Source organism: Ruminobacter sp. RM87 (assembly GCF_000701925.1).
Classification (GTDB): Bacteria; Pseudomonadota; Gammaproteobacteria; order Enterobacterales; family Succinivibrionaceae; genus Ruminobacter; species Ruminobacter amylophilus.
This window is the reverse complement of sequence record NZ_JNKD01000003.1, coordinates 72,963-92,763: the sequence shown is the minus strand read 5'-3', so window position 1 is coordinate 92,763 and position 19,801 is coordinate 72,963. Positions and strand designations below refer to the sequence as shown.

16 protein-coding genes and 4 tRNA genes are annotated in these 19,801 nt (G+C 43.2%); 8 read left to right on the top strand and 12 right to left on the bottom strand.

What is annotated here, in order from left to right; all coding sequences use genetic code 11:
* Positions 1-52 precede the first annotated feature (52 nt).
* The 5 genes from T489_RS0101880 to dacB form a co-directional block, all read right to left on the bottom strand.
* Entirely contained in the window at positions 53-1,366 is a 1,314-nt protein-coding gene (locus T489_RS0101880) for an RsmB/NOP family class I SAM-dependent RNA methyltransferase (RefSeq protein WP_051621705.1), read from the bottom strand.
* Positions 1,367-1,487: 121 nt separating this feature from the next.
* Positions 1,488-1,982, bottom strand: coding sequence for a DUF4357 domain-containing protein (locus T489_RS0101875; RefSeq protein ID WP_031578348.1), 495 nt, complete (start codon positions 1,980-1,982; stop codon positions 1,488-1,490).
* A 272-nt stretch (positions 1,983-2,254) separates the two neighbouring features.
* Positions 2,255-2,875 (bottom strand): 5'-deoxynucleotidase, encoded by a 621-nt coding sequence (gene yfbR / locus T489_RS0101865; RefSeq protein WP_031578347.1) that lies wholly within the window; start codon positions 2,873-2,875, stop codon positions 2,255-2,257.
* Between the two features lie 127 nt (positions 2,876-3,002).
* A complete protein-coding gene (locus T489_RS0101860) occupies positions 3,003-4,217 on the bottom strand; it encodes a pyridoxal phosphate-dependent aminotransferase (protein WP_031578346.1) in 1,215 nt (404 codons plus the stop codon).
* 230 nt (positions 4,218-4,447) lie between these two features.
* Entirely contained in the window at positions 4,448-5,938 is a 1,491-nt protein-coding gene (gene dacB / locus T489_RS0101855; RefSeq protein WP_051621704.1) for a D-alanyl-D-alanine carboxypeptidase/D-alanyl-D-alanine endopeptidase, read from the bottom strand.
* 607 nt (positions 5,939-6,545) lie between these two features.
* Between dacB and fabV the strand changes: the two genes are divergently transcribed.
* Positions 6,546-7,742, top strand: a complete 1,197-nt coding sequence (gene fabV / locus T489_RS0101850) for an enoyl-ACP reductase FabV (RefSeq protein WP_031578344.1) — start codon at positions 6,546-6,548, stop codon at positions 7,740-7,742.
* Positions 7,743-7,885: 143 nt separating this feature from the next.
* Here fabV and folD read toward each other — a convergent pair whose 3' ends face one another.
* On the bottom strand, positions 7,886-8,743 hold the full coding sequence (gene folD, locus T489_RS0101845; RefSeq protein ID WP_031578343.1) for a bifunctional methylenetetrahydrofolate dehydrogenase/methenyltetrahydrofolate cyclohydrolase FolD: 858 nt from the start codon (positions 8,741-8,743) through the stop codon (positions 7,886-7,888).
* A 263-nt stretch (positions 8,744-9,006) separates the two neighbouring features.
* Here folD and T489_RS0101840 point away from each other — a divergent pair, with 263 nt between their 5' ends.
* Positions 9,007-9,588, top strand: coding sequence for a hypothetical protein (locus T489_RS0101840; RefSeq protein ID WP_157608028.1), 582 nt, complete (start codon positions 9,007-9,009; stop codon positions 9,586-9,588).
* On the opposite strand, the gene T489_RS0101835 is transcribed toward T489_RS0101840, so the two are convergent.
* From T489_RS0101835 to T489_RS0101825, 3 genes are read right to left on the bottom strand one after another with little or no spacing between them, the layout of a single operon-like run.
* Positions 9,565-10,410 (bottom strand): sulfite exporter TauE/SafE family protein, encoded by an 846-nt coding sequence (locus T489_RS0101835; RefSeq protein ID WP_031578341.1) that lies wholly within the window; start codon positions 10,408-10,410, stop codon positions 9,565-9,567. The genes T489_RS0101840 and T489_RS0101835 overlap by 24 nt on opposite strands.
* 59 nt (positions 10,411-10,469) lie before the next feature.
* Complete coding sequence (locus T489_RS0101830; protein WP_031578340.1) at positions 10,470-11,516, bottom strand: WYL domain-containing protein; 1,047 nt, start codon at positions 11,514-11,516, stop codon at positions 10,470-10,472.
* Between the two features lie 20 nt (positions 11,517-11,536).
* Positions 11,537-12,847, bottom strand: a complete 1,311-nt coding sequence (locus T489_RS0101825) for a WYL domain-containing protein (RefSeq protein ID WP_198020390.1) — start codon at positions 12,845-12,847, stop codon at positions 11,537-11,539.
* 498 nt (positions 12,848-13,345) lie between these two features.
* Here T489_RS0101825 and T489_RS0101820 point away from each other — a divergent pair.
* From T489_RS0101820 to T489_RS0101795, 6 genes are all read left to right on the top strand, one after another.
* Positions 13,346-13,422, top strand: a tRNA-Pro gene (locus T489_RS0101820).
* Positions 13,423-13,438: 16 nt separating this feature from the next.
* Positions 13,439-13,515, top strand: a tRNA-Arg gene (locus T489_RS0101815).
* A gap of 20 nt (positions 13,516-13,535) precedes the next feature.
* Positions 13,536-13,611: transfer RNA gene (locus tag T489_RS0101810), tRNA-His, on the top strand.
* 6 nt (positions 13,612-13,617) lie between these two features.
* A tRNA-Leu gene (locus T489_RS0101805) sits at positions 13,618-13,701 on the top strand.
* Between the two features lie 375 nt (positions 13,702-14,076).
* Positions 14,077-14,859, top strand: a complete 783-nt coding sequence (locus T489_RS0101800) for a threonine/serine exporter family protein (protein ID WP_031578338.1) — start codon at positions 14,077-14,079, stop codon at positions 14,857-14,859.
* A gap of 79 nt (positions 14,860-14,938) precedes the next feature.
* Entirely contained in the window at positions 14,939-15,406 is a 468-nt protein-coding gene (locus T489_RS0101795) for a threonine/serine exporter family protein (RefSeq protein ID WP_031578337.1), read from the top strand.
* Between the two features lie 52 nt (positions 15,407-15,458).
* On the opposite strand, the gene T489_RS0101790 is transcribed toward T489_RS0101795, so the two are convergent.
* The 3 genes from T489_RS0101790 to T489_RS0101780 form a co-directional block, all read right to left on the bottom strand.
* Positions 15,459-17,978 (bottom strand): hypothetical protein, encoded by a 2,520-nt coding sequence (locus tag T489_RS0101790; RefSeq protein ID WP_031578336.1) that lies wholly within the window; start codon positions 17,976-17,978, stop codon positions 15,459-15,461.
* Positions 17,979-17,998: 20 nt separating this feature from the next.
* The gene (gene queF, locus T489_RS0101785; protein ID WP_051621703.1) at positions 17,999-18,838 is read right to left on the bottom strand and encodes an NADPH-dependent 7-cyano-7-deazaguanine reductase QueF; all 840 of its coding nucleotides are present in this window, start codon (positions 18,836-18,838) and stop codon (positions 17,999-18,001) included.
* Positions 18,839-18,910: 72 nt separating this feature from the next.
* Positions 18,911-19,642, bottom strand: a complete 732-nt coding sequence (locus tag T489_RS0101780) for a 16S rRNA (uracil(1498)-N(3))-methyltransferase (RefSeq protein ID WP_031578334.1) — start codon at positions 19,640-19,642, stop codon at positions 18,911-18,913.
* Between the last annotated feature and the right edge of the window lie 159 nt (positions 19,643-19,801).

Genomic DNA, 19,801 nt, shown 5'->3' with positions numbered 1-19,801 from the left:
GCTTTTTGCTGTGAACATCCTTCACGAATCAGTACGTGCGGAGAAGTAACGATTATTCTTCAGATGTTTCTGCGGTATTTTCCTCTGCAGGTGCTTCTGCTGCAGACAGAGATTCGTTTTCGGCATCACTGTCGCGGGCTGCCGCTTCCTCTTCCGTCAGTCTTCTCATTCTGGCCATGAAGAAACCGTCACCGCCTTCTGAAGGATATACGGTTTTCTGATCTTCAAGAACGAATTCAGTATGGTTTTTAAGGAAGGTCTCAATCTGGTTCTGATTTTCCATAGGCAGAATACTGCAGGTGGAGTAAACCAGAATTCCGCCTGGCTTGGTCATCTGTGAATATCTGTCGATGATGTCTGCCTGAATGGCGGTCAGTTCCCTGATGTCGTTGCTGTTGTCACTCCATTTGGTGTCGAAGTTTCTCTTGAGAACACCGGTGCCTGAACACGGTACGTCGAGCAGAACGCGATCAGCCTGAGCCTTAAGTTTCTTGATTACCTTCGGAGAATCAATGTGTCTGGTTTCAATATTGAATGCTCCTGCTCTTTTGGCTCTTTCACGGAGAGCCTGAAGCTTCCAGTCCTTGTCATCCATGGCAATGATTACGCCTTTACCCTTCATGATGGCGGCCAGATGAAGAGTCTTTCCTCCTGCTCCCGCACAGGCGTCAACTACCCTCAAGCCGGGTTTTACCTGCAGGAACGGAGAGATTTCCTGTGAACCAGCATCCTGCTGTTCAAAGAAACCGTCCTTGAACATCTGGGTTTTGAAAAGATCGGTGTTGCTGGTTATTCTGAGGGCATCTTCACTGTTTTCACAGACTTCATATTTGATTCTGGCAGCACTCAGCATCTGACAGAGCTGTTCCTTGGTTACCTTCAGAGTGTTGACTCTGATGTAGCGGTCAGGTTTTCTGCTGAGAGCAATCTTTTCTTTTTCCCATCTGTCGCCGAGTTCCTTTTTACCCAGAAGATCCAACCATTCAGGACAGCCGTATTTCAGGTTAGGAATCTCTTTTGCATGCTCCTTTCTGATCTTTGCCTGTTTTTCACTGAAATCATCACAGTCTGACAATCCCTTAGGCACAGGCCACTTGTTTTCGACATGAAGTGCACAGATTAATTTGTTGATATGTCTTCTGCCGTCTTTAGGCTTGTTGTAACCTGCAATGAAAGAATAGTAGTTCAGTCTTTTGATGAGGTCGTTAACCAGATCAATGATGAGAGACTGTTCCTGAGGTTCCAGCTTGATTTTCCTGAAATGATTTGCGTAGACACGGTCTAAAGGAACGTCCTTGTTAAAATTCTCAAAAAGAATTGAGTTTATCAATCTGATTTTGAAAGACGATAAAGAATATGATGCCATTTGTATTTTTTCTCTCTTTTCACAAAAATGTCATGTGAACAATAAATCTGAATTTACGGCAGGTTCGTTAAGTTTTATTCAAACCTAACCGGCTGCGAATCGATGTCACGGAACGGATGTCTTAAAACTGTTCTTCCTTTCCGTGAGGACCGTATCCTGAATCTTTCAGGGAGTAGCCGTCCTTGGTGGTCCATACATCCAGTCCGCTTCTGTTGTTGCCGGCAACCAGAGAGGCCGCAAAGCTGGGACTGGTGGTCATGTAGCTTTCATTAAGTATGTAGCAGTTGAGTTTGCTGTCATAGGACAGGGTGCCGTTTTCGATAAGCACGTTTCTGATGTCCACAACCTGCTGACGTAAGGAATTTGCACATTTTGGTGAAATCATTGAACCTTTATTGAGCATGAAGCTTGGAGTGGAGCGTTTGCCGACTGGAAAACCAGACGCGTTAACTCCCTTGACGGAAAAGTAGTAAGTCTCCTTTTCGTCTAGCTCAAAGCTGGATTTCAGTATGGTCTGCAGATTCAGAATCTCCTGATAAGCATCCATGGGAATAACCGCATGGGTCTTTCTGCCGTTACTGTCTACGATAAACGATACCTTGTCATCTCTGCTCATGATTTCATTCCTAATTTTTTATAATTTTCTCATTTTTAAGCGTAATAAGCTATTTAAAATTTAAAAAATATCGGGGGAGCCGGAAATGAAGCCAAAGATGTATGCAGAGGATTATGGGAAACTAGAAACCGAGAAAATGTTCTTTGATAAAAAAAGTGGATGCAAAAAATTACATCCACAAAAAAGATAACAAAACCAAAAACGTTATTAAACGTGTTCATTTAAATATCAAGCATAATTTATGCCAGATGGACAGATCTTCGTAAAAACTCTTAATTGCCGTTAAATCCGTTGTCACGGTCAATGCCGGTAAGTTCGTCCAGTGAACAGATGCAGCTGGAGATAAAAGTATCCACAACCATTTTTACTGCAGGATTCTGACTGCATATTTCGGTTACCCTGGCATGCATGGTCTGTCTGACATGGGCGAATTCATTATTGTTGAAGCGCTGTTCTTCCAGGGTTTTAACGTAAGCTGCAATAACATCCGCATATTTTACGATTCTACGGTATTCCTCGTCGGTTTCGTCCTGAATAATCAGCGGGGCGTATATTCTACGGAGTTTTTCCGGCAGGGTGTTCACGCATTCGGTTTCGGCAATATGCTCAAGAATCTTGAACTGTCTGGTGAATTCAGGAGTCTGGTATTTGGTTTTTGAATTCAGATCCTGAAGTTTGGTTTCCGATATTTCATGAAACAGAGCCAGTGTTGATGCCTTGTCCGCATTGAGATTCGTTCCGAAATATTCGTTTGATACGGAACAGATAAGATGCGCAATTACCGCCACCATGTGACTGTGTTCTGAAATGTTTTCCTCTCTGAAGCTGTGCATCAGTGACCATCTCTTAATAAGAGGCATACGTGTAATCCACGCCAGGAATGTGCTTTTCATAGAAGTTCCCTTAAAATCAATTATCCTGATCATTATATTTTGTTTTCGGGGATAATTTTGCTGCCGATGTATAAAAAAGCCCCGAATCATATGATTCAGGGCTTATCAGGTATTTATAAATACATGTTTACTGTCTGTAGGTCTTCAGGAATCTCTGGAGTCTGGTGCATGCATCCTGAATCACTTCTTCCTGAGGCAGGAAGGTGATGCGGAAATGATCCGGAGCCGGCCAGTTGAATCCGGTACCCTGAACGATGAGCATCTTTTCCTGCTTAAGCAGATCAAGAACCATCTTCTGGTCATCCTTGATCTTGTGAACCTTAGGATCGATACGAGGGAACATGTACAGGGCTCCCTTAGGTTTCACGCAACTTATTCCAGGGATGGAGTTGATTAATTCGTAGGCCAGATCTCTCTGACGGCGTAATCTTCCGCCCGGAATGATGAGTTCATTGATACTCTGATATCCTCCGAGCGCTGTCTGAATGGCAAACTGCATCGGTACGTTGGCACACAGTCTCATGGAGGCGAGAATGTTGAGCCCCTGAATGTAGTCCTTGGCGTACTGTTTAGGACCGCTGATGATCATCCATCCCTGTCTGAATCCGCATGCGCGGTATGCTTTTGACAGACCGTTGAAGGTAAGCACGAGCACGTCGTCACAGAGGGTGCAGATACTGTGGTGGGCGATATCATCGTAAAGAATCTTGTCATAGATTTCGTCAGCGAAAATAATCAGATTATTCTGGCGGGCGATTTCGATGAGATCCAGCAGCAGATCGGTTGAATAAACCGCGCCGGTAGGATTGTTAGGGTTGATGAGAACAATACCTCTGGTTCTCGGGGTGATCTTCTTCTTGATGTCCTCAAGATCCGGATACCAGTCTGACTGTTCGTCGCAGATGTAGTGAACGGCACGTCCGCCGCTTAAGTTGATGGCGGCAGTCCATAAAGGATAGTCCGGAGCAGGAACCAGAACCTCGTCTCCGTTGTTCAGCAGTGCCTGCATTGACTGAACGATAAGTTCTGAAGCACCGTTGCCGATAAAGATATCATCAAGCTCAATCTGACGAAGTCCTTTCTGCTGATAATGCTGGGCGATGGCCTTGCGCGCCGAAAAAATACCTTTGGAATCGCAATACCCCTGACCTGCATTGATGTTGAGAACCACGTCCTTAACAATTTCTTCAGGAGTTTCAAAACCGAAAGTGGCGAGATTGCCGATATTCAGCTTAAGAATTCTCTGGCCCTCGTCTTCCATTCTTCGTGCTTCGATATGAACCTTGCCTCTGATGTCGTAGCAAACGTTATCAAGCTTATGTGACTTATCTATGATATTCATGTTTTATCTTTATTTATCTTGTATTCGTAAAACCAACATTTCCGGGGAGCACCTCACTTTTATTCACGGAGGAGAACCGTACGGAACATGTTTCGATAACCCTATTTAAGAGTACGGTCGTGTTTCTTAAAATAAAAGGTAGTAAGGTTCATTATATTACAAAAAGGCACAAAGATGGGTAATTTTATCTTTGTGCCTTTTTCATGCTGATGGTGCGAAGATTCAGTATTTTACGGATTAAGGAACTTGCGGTCGTTGTAAATCGCTTCGAGAATCATTCTTTCATGCGGATAATGAGGTTTGCTGATACGTTTGGCATGTATCATCTGTCTGGTTTTCTCATCATATGAAAGGTTGTTCATAAAGTACACGAATGGTACTGTTCTTCCCTTGTTGTCCTTCAGAAATCCTGCAAGGTTTGATACTCCGTCAAGAGTTCCGGTTTTGGCGGTAACGTTCTTGAGAAGCGGTGCTTTCATAAGACTTCCGCGGCCGCCGAGGGTTCCGGATACACCTGCTACAGGAAGAAGTTCTATCATGTGAATTTCATCATTGTGCAGCTTGATGAATTCAAGAACGTTCAGCATCTGTCTCGGAGTTATCAGATTGTGCGGAGAAAGACCTGAGCCGTCAATTACCGTGGCGTTGCCAAGGTAGATGTCATGCTTTTTCAGAATATTTCTGATGGCGATTGAAGACATGTAGTAGTTGGCAGGTCTGTTGTAATAAACGGTGCCGATGGTTTTGGCAACACTGTCGGCAATTATGTTAACGCTCTTCAGCAGACAGCGCTTGAGCATTACATGCATAGGCTGAGAGAGGTATGAGGCATACTGAATCTGTACACCCTTGGTCTTGCGGGTGAGTTTTACACCGCCGCTGACCGTAATGCCGAGATCTCTGATGAGGCCGGAAACGATCTTCTGCCCCCATTCGTTAGGATCCTGAATGGCAACGGAGATTCCGAGAGGTTCCTTTTTCTGTACAGGGATACATCCTGAAAGTCTGTATACGTTGTGTGAATCTCTCTGCATGTCAAGAGAACATCCGCCGTAGAATTCGCTGGCGGTAACAACTTCCAGCTCCGTGGTGTCCACCGTAATTGGAGTGTTGGCAGGAACAACGGCTGTTACAGGACCTCCGATGGTTTTTGCGTGCAGCTGAATTGACGTGCAGTTTCCGTCAATGATGATTGATGCCGGAGGAGCGGTAAAACATTTGCTGAGGTCGTCCCAGGACCATCCTTCAGCATAGTCATGACCGGCAAAGTAGCCGTAGTTGAGATAGAGCGTGCCGTTAATCTTTCTTACACCTGCTTTTCTGAGAGTGTCCAGAAGATTTTTGATATCGGTTCTTTTAAGCTGAGGGTCTCCGCGGAATTCAAGTTCTATGTCACCGTTGAGAACTCCGTTATTCACAAACAGACTTCCGTTTGAGGAAATTGCGTTGTTGTTAACAAGCAGTCTGGTTTTTATCTGATAGTTCGGTCCGAGGTAAAGAAGCGCGGCGAGAGCGGTGATAACCTTCTGGGTTGAAGCAGGTCTGTAATAGTCATCCATGTTCTGACCGTATACTGAGGCCAAATCATCATAACTGTATGCCACGCCGTTGGCGGCGCCTGACGGCATTTTGCTGTTGATTTCACTCAGTTCATCAGCTGAAGCTGCTGAAAACAGCATGGTTGCACACAGGCTGAGAGCGATATTTTTTAAGTTAAGCATTTCCGGTAATGATAATAAGTCTTTATTTTACACATGTGTGCAAGGCTTTATTCCAAAGCGCTGTGCACAGGTTAAAAAACTGTTAAAAATTCGGGAGTGATTGTATCACACATGACCGGTAATAATAAGATGTATGATTTATATTAATTATCATTTTTTATCATTGTTAATAATTCAGGAGTTCATATTCAAACATGTGGATATGTCACCTCAGTACGAATATTGCGGATACACGCAGACTGACCTAGTGTGGATATTTTTATGATTAACATGAGAGAGATCTAGCAATCGGGAACGGTTTTATTGTTTTTAGAGCTCATTATCTTTATAATTTTCATCATTGCCTGTCGGTCTGACATTTTTATGTTTACGCTCTGACGGCTTTTGTTTTTATAAAATATCTCCAGGCTAAAAACCCGATGGCTTTAGCCGAAGGGATGAAAGCTATGATAGGGTAGGACATATCCGAATTTACGCTTGTGGAGTCCGTGTAAGACTGAAGCCATGCGGCAGATCGGTGGACGTGGAAGCAAGAATCCAATCAAGCTTTGGCTTGTGGGTGTGTCAATAAAACAAGATTTTTTATTAGATTTAGAGAGAAAAAGTAATGATTATCACTCCAAAAGTTCGCGGTTTTATCTGTACCTCTACCCATCCAACCGGATGTGAGGAAAACGTTAAGAATCAGATAGCATACGTAGAAAGCAAGGGCCCGATTGCCAACGGTCCTAAAAAGGTTCTCGTTATTGGTTCTTCAACCGGATACGGTCTTGCCTCAAGAATCAGTGCTGCTTTTGGTTCAGGTGCGGCAACCATCGGTGTTTTCTTTGAAAAGCCTGGTACTGAAAAGAAGCCCGGAACTGCAGGCTGGTACAATGCTGCGGCATTTGACAAGTTTGCCAAGGCCAAGGGACTTTATTCAAAGAACATAAACGGTGATGCATTCTCAGACGAATGCAGAGCAAAGGTTATCGAGCTGATCAAGCAGGACCTCGGTCAGATTGACATGGTTGTATATTCACTGGCTTCTCCAGTAAGAAAGATTCCTTCAACAGGTGAACTCGTACGTTCATCCCTCAAGCCAATCGGTGAAGTTTACAGAACCACTGCCGTTGATACCAACAAGGATGAAATCATTCAGGCTGAAATCGAACCTGCAAATGAAGAAGAAATTGCCAACACAGTTAAGGTTATGGGCGGTCAGGACTGGGAACTCTGGATTAATGCACTGCTTGATGCCGGCGTACTTGCTGACGGTTTCAAGACCGTAGCCTACAGCTACATCGGTACTGATCTTACCTGGCCTATTTACTGGAACGGTACTCTCGGTAAGGCAAAGGAAGACCTTGATCGTGCGGCTGCAGCCATCAACACCAAGCTTGGCAGTGTTTCAGGCAAGGCGAATGTTGCAGTACTCAAGTCTGTTATCACTCAGGCTTCATCAGCAATCCCTGTAATGCCTCTCTACATTTCAATGTGCTTCAAGGTTATGAAGGATCAGGGCGTTCACGAAGAAGTTATTGATCATATCTTCAGAATGTTCAATACCGAACTTAACCAGCCTGCATACCACAACCTTGATGACAAGTCCCGTATCAGAATGGACTCATGGGAACTTGATGACAAGGTTCAGAACGCTTGTCGTGACATGTGGCCTAAGATTACCACTGAAAACCTTAAGGCTCTTACTGATTACGAATGCTACAAGGCTGACTTCCTGAAGCTCTTCGGTTTCGGTGTAGCCAACGTGGATTACAGTGCTGACGTTAATCCTGTAGTTGATTTTGATGTGATTACCCTCTAAGACGTAATCGTCACTGATATTATGAGAAAGCAGCCGGTGGCTGCTTTTTTATAAAAAACAATAAAAAAAGGTATAAACGATAATTCCGTCTATACCTTTGCATGGTGTTACGGGACGCCTGCTGTCCGGCTGTCTCCGGATTATTAATCGTTATGATACAGTCTGTATGCTTCCAGAGTGTTTTCCATCAGTGAAGCGATGGTCATAGGACCTACACCGCCGGGAACAGGAGTGATGTATGAAGCTCTTTCCTTTGCAAGATCAAACTGAACGTCACCGCAGATCTTCCCGTCAGGTAAACGGTTGATGCCTACGTCAATAACAACAGCGCCAGGCTTGATCCAGTCTCCAGGAATGAAGTTAGGCTTGCCTACGGCAACAACCAGAACGTCAGCCTGTTCAACAAAAGATCTCAGATCCTTGGTGAATTTGTGAGTGGTAATGGTGGTGCAACCTGCGAGCAGGAATTCAAGAGTCATAGGACGGCCCACGATATTGGATGCGCCGACAACAACGGCGTTTTTACCGAGAAGGTCGATACCGGTGCTGTTGATCAGGGTAATGACTCCCTTCGGAGTACAAGGGCGTAATACAGGAATTCTCTGAGCCAGACGACCTACGTTATACGGATTGAATCCGTCAACGTCCTTGTCAGGCTTGATTCTTTCGATAACCTTAGTTGAATCAATGTGCTTAGGTAATGGAAGCTGAACCAGAATTCCGTCAACGGTATCATCTGCATTAAGCTTGTCAACAAGAGCCAAAAGTTCTTCTTCCGTGGTATCTGCAGGTAAATCGTGTGCACTTGACACAAATCCGATTTCTTCACATGACTTTCTCTTGCCCTTTACATAAATCTGAGAAGCAGGATCTTCACCAACCAGAATAACGGCCAGGCCGGGACGACGCTTGCCTTTGGCAACCAGTTGATCTACATCTGCTTTGAGTTTTGCTCTGATGGAAGCTGCAATAGCCTTACCGTCAATAATATTAGCGGACATTGAATACCCCTTATGTGTACAATAATCTTTGCGTATTATAATACATGTATCTGATATTTGTTATTTTATTTGTTTTTTTAGAACTGTTGGAAGAGTGTTTGAATAAATTTTTTATTGAGGTTGTTCAAAAATTTTAATTTATTTGTTAGGTCTATGTTAAAATATATAGTGTCTGCTTCGCGGATATTCCGTCAGTTCTCCACGTAACCTGTTGATATTTTTACTGCTTCCGTATGTTTGACTATAGGGTATTTTTCTGTTCATTGATGACTTTCTCCGTCATGACCTGCACGGCAGGATGTGACCGCGGGGACAGTGTTGTCTGCGAAAGCTCAAAAATACAGGAAAGTCTCAAGAGTGATTTCAGTTACGAACTACAGCATTACAAGGAACTGCCTCAGGTTATTTTCAAGAATTTTTCCTTAAAGAACAGAATGAATTCACTGGTGTGGTGCAGCTGTCAGAGTGAACTCTCCGGAAACGGTCGCGATGTTGTCAGGTCACTAATTACCAAATTCGGTGAAAAAAACTGGCGTCAGAGCAGAAAGCTGTTTAAAAACTCTGACTACAGCAAATGGAGCAACCGCAAGATATCCAAATACAAATCCCAGCTGGCCCTGTATCTTCTGGACAAGTATCAGGACAGCTTCAGGGATAAGTCATACATTATGAAGATAGACGTCAATTACAATATTGATATCACCGGAAATGTCATAAGAAATGTGGATTATCAAGAAGATATCAACGTCAGATTTCTTTCTCTGGTGGCAGCCGATATACCTCTTGATAATGTCAGGGATCAGTTTATTCTAACTAAAATCTTAAATTCCCAATCCGTTAAGTAACATCTTTATTCCCGTAAAAATCAGTAATGCCGCATACAGCAGTTTCAGGGAAGACTGGGACATTCTTTTATTGATTGCCACACCTACAGGAGCCATGAGCATGGAGAACGGAAGTACCACAAGTACCGCCAGAAATGCGATATGACCCAGGGTAAGGGCAGGACTGTTGGCGATTTCAACCGGATAGATAATTTCTCTTACAAGAATGAACAGTGCTCCGGGAATGCAGATTACGGTTCCTATTGCAGCTGCAGTACCTATAGCCTTAACCGTGTCGTACTTAAACAGGGAAAGTGTCGGTACGGTAAGAGTTCCGCCGCCGATGCCGAGCATGGATGACAGACAGGCAATCGCTGTAGGCATGCAGTACTGAAGAGGAGGCTTTGGCAGATTTTCAAATCTTGGAGGCAGTTTAGACAGAATAATCATGTTCACTGCGGCAAAGAGCAGAATACATCCAAAGAGAGTTGACAGCCATAAACCACCGTACAGTCTGGCAAAAACGGTTCCCAGCAGAACTCCGACAATCATGAAAGGAAGCCATCTGATAAAAAGCTGTTTATCAATGTTGTTTCTTCTGAGGTGTGATAAACATGAGGACAGTGAAGTAGGGATCATGGTGAAAAGGGAAGTGGTTGTTGCCGTGATAATGGCATCACCGGGATCCATATTGAAGAAATAGATGAAACTGTAGTGATAAACAGGTACAAAGATAATACCGCCACCTATACCGAGCAGGCCTGCAAGTGTTCCAGCGAAAGTTCCGGAAACACAGAAAATCAGAAAAATCTGAAGCAGTTGATATGGTTCTATAGATGACATGCTGACTCCTTATTTTATATTGTACGCATATTGTTTAATATGACCTGTATTCACCGACATCACTGCTGATCCTGTTCGAGAAGCCGTTTCTGTTTAAGAAGTTTTTCACGGATTTTTTCAATAACCGGGTCAGGACTGAGAACCTGAACTGTGATGCCGAATCTCAGAATGTTGATAATGACGTTGGACAAATCATTTTCCGGGATCGTCATTGTAACTGTACATGAGTCATCTGTCACCTTCTTCAGATCTTTTGAGTAGTAGGCAAACATCAGCATGAAGCGTTCAAGAGTGTTTTTGGCGTATGATATTTTTATTGTTATGTCTATGGTTTTCTCCGGAACAACGCAATGTTCAATAATTTCCCGCTTTTTCTCCATGGAGATTATTTTCCCTGACTTTTTAACATTGATTATGTTTCGAAGATTAAAAGTCATAATCATGTTGTCTTTATTCTGTTCGGTATTTTCAGAAGATTGTTCATCAGGGAAAGGCAGACATATGAGACGGAATATGTTGAACTGAAAATCGTATTCCATACGCAGCGGCAGATAGAGTCCCGTAATCAGCGAGTCAGAGTTGTTCGTGCGGTAATTAATTTCCAGTATGCCTCGATTGTTTAGGGCACTGTATATTGTCTGAAAGTTTTCAATATATTCCGGTGAGCTGAAACTGTCAGGCTGCTTTTCTCCGTCCTGAATTTCCATGGCGGCTGAATCGTACAGTTCGGGAATATCTTTTAACAGTTCACTTATGTGATCAATTTTCTCCTGACTGAGAAAAAGTCTGGCTTTGGGATCATTTATTACCAGCTTCAGCCATTTTAATTCCAGATAGGTAAGAGGCATGGTTTTGGTTGTTATTTTCGGAGTGTCGGCTTTTAAGGATTTTAATTCAGATTTTTTACAGTCCCTGATGAATTTTTCCACATTGTTTTCTCTGGCATAGTGATGCGGAAATGTTGTTTTGATGATTTTTTGCGGATCAAAGGAGCCGAGCTCGTTTATGCTTGTGGAACTTATGATTTTCAGCATGGCGAACATATCGTAGCTGTACAGCGGTGACAGAATATTTTCAATTTCGTTTATATCGAATTTTTTGGTCATGTTATCAGTCTCCTGACATTTTATTTAACGTTATACATATCCATCATCTGTTTCAGGTCGGAGCTGAACTGTTCTCCCAGCTGTTTTCCTGTGGTGCTGATATTTACAATGCGGCCGATAAATGTTTTCAGCCAACTCTGCATTTCATTTTCGTCGGAAATTTCTGAACTGTATGCATAAATATGACGCTCAGGGTCTTCACATATGATTTTACTGTTAGGGTTTGCCTGTCTTTCAAGTCTGTTAAGGACATACTTTTCTTCAGGAGGAATCTGAAATTTGATTTTTACCATATCAGGATTTTCACTGATCCTTGAAGAGTTGATGTTCAGTCTGTTCAGTTTTTCGGAGAGTACGTTGAATTCATCGGCAGAGACAGGCTCTCCCGGATCCACGCTGGTAATGTTGTCCAGTCTTACTGATATGAAATTATCATCTTCAGCGCCGTGTGCAAGCAGGTATTCACGACATACCAGCTGGCGGTAAAGAATCTTCAATGGAACGCAGGTCATTCTGATTTTGTTTTTTCTGGAATTTCCCGTGTATTCTTCCTTGAAGTAGCTTATTTTTACACTTCTTTTCATGGAAATGTAATAGAGCAGGTTGTATTTTATTTCCTGATTGATGGTCGGGAACGGATTGTAGAATTTATAGATGAAATTATCCCTGGTAAACTGTCCTTCGTAAAAGATATTCAGAATGTTGCTGATGTAAAAACCCGGAAGCCCGACAGGAGAATAGATTGTAAAAAAATTTATGAAATCAATAATATTCTGATTCATGTTTCCGAATACGGAATCAATGGTGTATGAGTCTGAGATCGAGTACTTGCGTTTTTCGTATTTAAGAATTCCGTTTCTATGCAGTAATTTGGCTCTGTCGCCGTATTTTTTGTAATGATCCTGTTTGTCATCGCCTTCACTGTCGTAGAACAGGGAATTGCACTTGTCTGACATCTGTCTTACGGTAAAGGTCGTTTCGCACAGTGAAGAGATAAGAAACATCATCAGAAACAGATTCTGATCATTCAGACAGCAGTATATCTTGAAAAAGGTCATATAGTTATGACAAGGTGTATGACCATATGAACTGCAGCAGGAATTGCCGTGATAGACGGGGTGACCGTTCTCATCTCTGACCTTGGTTTTTATTTCATATCCGAGGTTAAGAAGGTTTTCCACAAGTGCGACAAACCTTCTGGACAGAGTTACTCCCTGTTTTTTATTAGCGCTATTGTTATTCTTTTCAGCTGCGGTAACGGATATTCGTTCGGCTATTTTGTGTTTTGACTCGTTCGGAAAAATGAATATGCTTCTGAGAGTCTCCCTCATTTTGAGCAACTGATTAGGTCTCAGAATATATGTCATGTACTGAGTGTTGTGGTTATCTGAATTATTGTTTTTTTTTTTTTGGGCTGCACATAGAATTCACCGGTGAATAACGTCAGGCATATGAGTACTGAACTGTTTTAAGTTATTAGTTCATATCTGTTCGTCAGAACAAAAAATTCCCATTACGGACATGCGTGTGTCCGCTTACCTTGATTTGACTGAATATAATAACAGTTTTTATACATAAACAGTGATACATTGATTAAATATATTGTTTTTGACGTTTTTTTTACTGATTTGACAGTTGCGGACCTGCTGAAACGGCCTGTGAAGAAGATTATCAGAAGTTGACTTTATGTTTCTGTCTTAAATTTGTTCAAATTCAGTAAAAATGACTAAAACTCAATCAATAAAACATAAAAATTAAATTTTTACAAAAAAATGATTGACGAAACAGGGTTTGTACTCTATCATGCACACCTGTTAGCAAAATGGCATCGGCGATTAGCGCAGCCCGGTAGCGCATCTGGTTTGGGACCAGAGGGTCGCAGGTTCGAACCCTGCATCGCCGACCATCTTCGAAAAGGGTATGCGCCCTTAGCTCAGTTGGATAGAGCAACGGCCTTCTAAGCCGTGGGTCGAAGGTTCGACTCCTTCAGGGCGCGCCATTTGCTGATACATCTCTATGGTGGCTGTAGCTCAGTTGGTAGAGTCCCGGATTGTGATTCCGGTTGTCGTGGGTTCGAACCCCATCAGCCACCCCATGAGACGCGGGAATGGCGAAATTGGTAGACGCACCAGATTTAGGTTCTGGCGCCTTGTGTGTGAGAGTTCGAGTCTCTCTTCCCGCACCATCGGGAATGAGAATCAAAATATCTTCAGATATATCTTATAGAAATCCTTAATCAATCAGTATGGCTCCGGACAGCCATAATTGTTTTCTGTTCCATCAGATCTTCTGCGTATTCACATACTGTTTAAAGAATTCTTAATTCAAAGTAATCAAAAATTCCGTATATGTCTGTCATGTTTTGATGAAAGTGAACGTATATCCATGTTTTCAGCAGACGGAGGAAAAGGCAAATACTGCGGTTCGCCTGTTTTTCATTCATCCACGTAAACAGTGATGTTTATGATAGAATGATAGGACCCTACCGGTTTTGACTTTGTGCAGTCAATATCTGCTGTCCGATACCGGTGAAAAGTTTTATGAGTAGCATGGAAATGGTATGAAAAATAACGATTTTGCTGAGCTTATTGTCTCTCTGGCAAGGCGGATGTACATGTGCGGTTCAGAAACCCGTCTGATAATTCAGACTACCGAAAGAGTTGCCAGCGCCTACGGCTGCCAGGCTACAGTCATAGTCAGTCCTGGATCCGTCGGCGTCAAGCTTGTATTTCCCGTATCCGATGAACGTGAGTATCGGGAGGAGTATACCACCTTCGGCCGTATCGACAGGGTAGGTATCAACATGCATAACCTGGTGTTTTATACCCGTCTCTGTCAGGATGCGGAAAAAGGTCTTATAACTGCTGATGAGCTTATGGAAAAGCTGGAACACATTCCTCAGTTTTCGTACAACCGTCTGTTTATGGTTGCTGCAGTGGGGATTGCCACCGCCGCCTTTTCCGTAATAAACGGAGGGGATATGGATGCAAGCATGACAGCACTTGTAGCCGGTACCATAACCATGGCATGTAAGCTCTTGATGCAGAAATTTCACCTGTTCGACATGTTTATTTTTACGACATGCGGTTTCATCAGTACCATTATTTCCTTCTGGGTCGGTACTGGAATTTTTCATTTAAGTGAATACAATCTGGCTGTTGCCATGGTGGTAAGTCTGCTTCTTCTGGTTCCCGGATTCCCTTTCATAACGGGAATTCTGGATCTGTTCAAGGGATACACATCCGTGGGCGCCACAAGACTTATAAATTCCATTATGCTGGTGGCATCCGTATGTCTTGGTATCATGACGGCTTTTTCCATTCTGCCGATAGATAAATGGTAGGTAAGTCCGGGCAGGAAGAGACTGCCTGTCATCACCGTTTTTCGGTGATAAATTATGAAAAACAAAGAGAAGATTTATTATGAGTCTTGAGTTATATCTGCTTGATTTCTGTTTCAGTGCCGTACCGGCCGCAGTTTTTGCCATGCTGTTCAATACACCTTTGAAATATGTGCCGTATGCGGCTCTCGGAGGTGCTGTGGCCCATATCACCAGAACAGTGTGTATTAATAACGTGGGATTCGGAATTGTGGCATCTTCATTCATAGCCAGTATAACCATAAGCCTGATGTTTATTTTCCTGTCTCCGAGACTGAGAGTGCCTCGCCTGGTGTTTACTGTTGCCAGTATTGTGCCTATAATTCCGGGAAAATTTGCCTATCTTACTCTTCTGTCAATTATTCAGATGCGAAACGCTGAAGAAACAAAGGCCGGACTTATTGAATCATTTTTTGAGAACGGCATAATAACTTCAACGGTGCTGCTCGCCATAGGCATGGGGATAGCCATGCCTGCGCTGCTTTTTTACCGCAATCGTCCGGTGGTGTAAAACAGAGATGTTCTAAACACACATCAGAAAATGAGTGCTCCGCTCCTGCTGATTAAAGCAAGGTGTCTTCCTGAATCTGTTGCCAGTCTATCTGACTTTCTTCAGGCAGGGAGATTGTCTTTATGCTTCCTTTCTTGATGCAGTTGATTGCTCTCGCATAGGTGTCTCCGTCCTGAATACTGCTCTTGTCAAGTCTGTTCGCATTGAGTCTTACAAAGGAAGACTGCTGGTTATGATCAGCTATGGATCTTGCTCCGGCAAGAGCCAGTGATAGCAGTTCGAAAATTCTTGTGGATTCCAGCGAATAAGGAGCACTGTTGATGAACGGGTAGCTGATGATGCCTGCATTGACCACGGGATCAATGTGCAGTTCCTTAAGTACCTGTTCTATTTTATTTATGATGGTGTTACTCATTGTAAATGCATCCATGTCGGCATTCGGTTTGGTTACAATAACGTAACGGGCGTCGCTGATTACATAGATGTCGGAAGCAATGTGCAGAAGGTTCTGCAGCTTGTCAATAAATGCGTTTCTCTGATTCTGGGCCTGTTTGTAACCTCTCTTTATTGACAGATCGGTAAATCCGGGTATGAATATCTGGTAGATATCCTTGTTATTGATGAGATCGATGTTTTTGGTGCCCATGTCATTATCAGACTGATGGTAATTCATGCTCTGTCTGATAATAAAGTTCATGAAGTCGTTGTAGTTTTTGATGTCACTGCTCAATGACTGCGGATAATCGTCTTCTATTCTGTCAATTTCACGTTCAAGTTCCTTTGATTTGTTGTAATAACGCAAAAATGCCAGGACAACTATCAGGAACAGAATGGTGGAGCCTGAAAGCATGACGATCATCATTCTGATCGGCACGCTTACAATATTATTGTTATGCGGCAGATAGTTCTGATAGAACGTAGGAGGCGGCAGATTGTGAGACTGGTTGTCTGGAAGTCTGGTGTACAGATTCTTACCGTACCCGTACGCGGCTTCCACGTTTTTATAGGCTTCGGCATAATTTCCCTGAGTGGCTTCAATGGCTGCATTGGTGTGGTAGTAGAGAGGCTTGTACTGATCCGGGAGCTTGTCAAGGTAACCGCCAATGGTTTTCATCAGCTGGGCAGCATTACTGGTCTGATTGGTGCCGTTGAGGGCTATGGCTAGATCGATGAGTCTCAGAAGGGAAATTGTTTTTTCACTGTCAAAGGAATAATTGTGGTTATCCGTGTCCAGATAGAACAGGGCGCGTTCGTATTCGTGAACCTCAATGTAAAGATGAGAAAGAATTCCTTTAAATCGTTCTTCATCTGCCTTATCCATGGTGGTGTAATTTATCAGATGATCTGCCTTCTTCAGAAGGGTAACGGCATCATTTGAATGACCTGTTTTTATTTTAAGGTCACTCAGCTGCAGCAGATTATCGATATAATTCATCTGTTCTTCAGGAATATGCTCAATAACGGATACGTATCTGCTCAAATGTTCTTCGGCATATTCAAAGTCTTTGTTTTCCATCGCCAGCATGCTGAGCTGCTTGGCAAGAATGGCATTGGTGTACGTGTACTGCGTTTTGCCGCTGTAGTTTTTTTCTACCAGATTCAGCAGGTAGTATGCGATATTCTTGTGGTTAAGCCCGTAATACAGATTGAATCCCTGTATCCAGAAGGCGTTTTTTACGCTTTCCGGGTAACTGTTGAAAGCCTGATCATTTATGTTGTTTTCGAAAAATGATACTGCCTTGAGATTGTTGCTTTCAGAAAGTTTGTAAAGTTCTATAAGCTGTATGTACGGTTTGATCTTCTGATAATTTTCACGGTTCAGTTCCGAAGGGTTCTGAATAAAATTAATGTCAGAAGGTTTTATTGTCTTGTTCTGCAGGGCTGTTCTGATTTTATTGTATTTGTATATGGCTGATGTCAGGGTGTTTTTTCTGTATGAATAGTGATTTCTGAACTCATCGTTTCTGGCTATGCCCGCTTTGATTTTGCAGGACATCAGGGCATTGAAAATACGTTCTTTTTCTGCATTTCTGGCAACGAACAGGTAATCGGATCTTGCCTGTTCCTTTTCTGATTCCATATCGTCAAGAATCACCTGTCTTATGACATTGGTATCCATATCCTCTGTCTGTGAGAGGGCACTCGGTTTTGGGCCGGTTTCAGCAGTGTGTTCGGAATGAGTGTTATCAGATTCAGGTTGCGGAACATGTGCGGCTGCGTCGGTCTGAGATTCTTTCTCGGCTGCTGCCGGCTGTTCCTCTTCGGTTTTCAAAGACTCTTCTTCCTGATTTTCTGACGGCGTAACACTGTCATCAGAGTTCTGAGATTCGGAATTCTCAGCATTTTCTTCTGAAACAGCCTGTTTTGACGGTCTGAATGACTTGTCGGCAATGCTTCCGGAAGTGACGTCAGTACGGATTTTTCCATCGATGTAGGTGTTTATCAGCTCAACGCATTTATAAGGGTTTCTGTCCTGATAGCTGTATGCTACCTCCACCTGGGAAGGAATAGCCGGTTCTTCAGTCACATCGATTGATGGAAGAATTATGGGTATCAATAACATGTCTAACATAACTAAAACCCTGCTGGTTGTTACTGGCGAATCAGACGCAGTGAGCTGTGCGGAAGATTAACGGTTGCCCTGACCGGATTTATGTCGATTCCTCCGCGTCTGGTGTAAAAAGCCCTTACCTCAAGATAGGACACTTCACATCTGTTGGCTATGTCGGTAAAAATTCTTTCCACGCAGTGTTCATGGAACTCGTTGTGGGTACGCATAGATATAATATACTGCAACAGTCCTTTGTGGTTTATCTTTTTTCCCGTATATTTGATGTATATCGTACCCCAGTCAGGCTGTCCGGTGATAAGGCAGTTTGATTTCAGAAGATCTGATTTTAGGGCTTCTGTAATGATTTTCCCGTCACTGCTCTGACTTATGAAATCCGGATGAATGGTGTATTCGGAAACGGTAATGTCAAGTTCATCAAGACTTTCGGCATCAGGATTCCCGATGGCAAAAGACTGGGGAACGTCGGAAGGTCGGTACATCTCAACGCGGATTTCCGTTCCGAGAACCCTGCTTAAATCATTTTCCACGGTGCTTCTGACTGCTTCAAGACTGAGAAAGCGGGTCATGTTGAAACTGTTGAAATACAGCTTCAGTGACTTTGATTCGACAATGCATTCGGAATCGGCCGGAACGTAGATGATTCCCACAGCCACCTCCGGTCTGCCTCTGAAATTCAGATATGAAATTTCGTAGTGATGCCATACGTCATAACCGAAGAATGGAGTACGTATGTCCAGAGTGTCACGATTCAGAGATCTCGGAACTGTCTGAAGGAGCCCGGCATTGTAATGAGTTTCGTATGCCGTTTTTTTGCCAAGTACAAGATTTTTTGAAATCTGGGAAATATCTTCTGAAATCATTGCTTCTTCCTGTTTTTTACGTCTGACACTCCGGCGTCAGGTGTTTCTTGTGTTTATCCTTGTGTTTTTGTCTCAGATGTCTCCGAAGCAGGACTGTATTATGCTTATGGCCACCAGAGCCGCTGTTTCGGTTCTGAGAATTCTCGGTCCTGCCAGAACGTCACGGTATCCAGATTTAATGCTGAGTTCAACCTCTTCATCAGTAAAACCGCCTTCAGGCCCAACGAGAAGACGGTAGCTTCCGGCCTGAGGAAGATCTTTGAATCTGGTGTCGGCATAAGGGTTCATGGTTACCCTGAGTTCATCATCTGCGGTGTTTTCCTGCAGAAACTCCTCGAGAGACATCAGCGGTCTTACTTCGGGAATTACCGCACGGCCGCACTGTTCACAGGCACTGATGACGATTTTCTGCAGCGTTTCCTGTTTTTTCTGACTGCGTTCGTCATTCAGCTTTACGCCGCAGCGTTCGGATACCAGAGGTGTTATCACGTTGACTCCGAGCTCCACCGACTTCTGTACGGTGAAATCCATTTTGTCTCCGCGGCTAAGTACCTGACCGAGATGGATTCTGATAGGGGATTCGTTATCCTTTTTCTGAATTCCCGTTACCCTGATGTCTGCTGATTTTTTCTGAATGGATGTGATAACGGCCTGATAATCGTTTCCGTCACCGTTGAATACGGTCAGTGGATCGTTGATTTCCATGCGCAGTACCTTAATGGCATGGTTGAATGCACCACTGCCCAAAGTCACTTCGGAATTAAGCTGCAGCGGCTGATTGTCGTATACTCTTACGGTTCTCATAAAATGTCGTGTCCGTATTTTTACCCGGTATTCTCATAGAATAAAAAAATTCACTGCGGTAGCAGTCAATTTTTGATATTATCATGCAATAGTTTTACAGACTAATTGTACATTATTGGCTGTGTTTTTGTGCAAGTAATTTGAGCATGAAGACCTTTT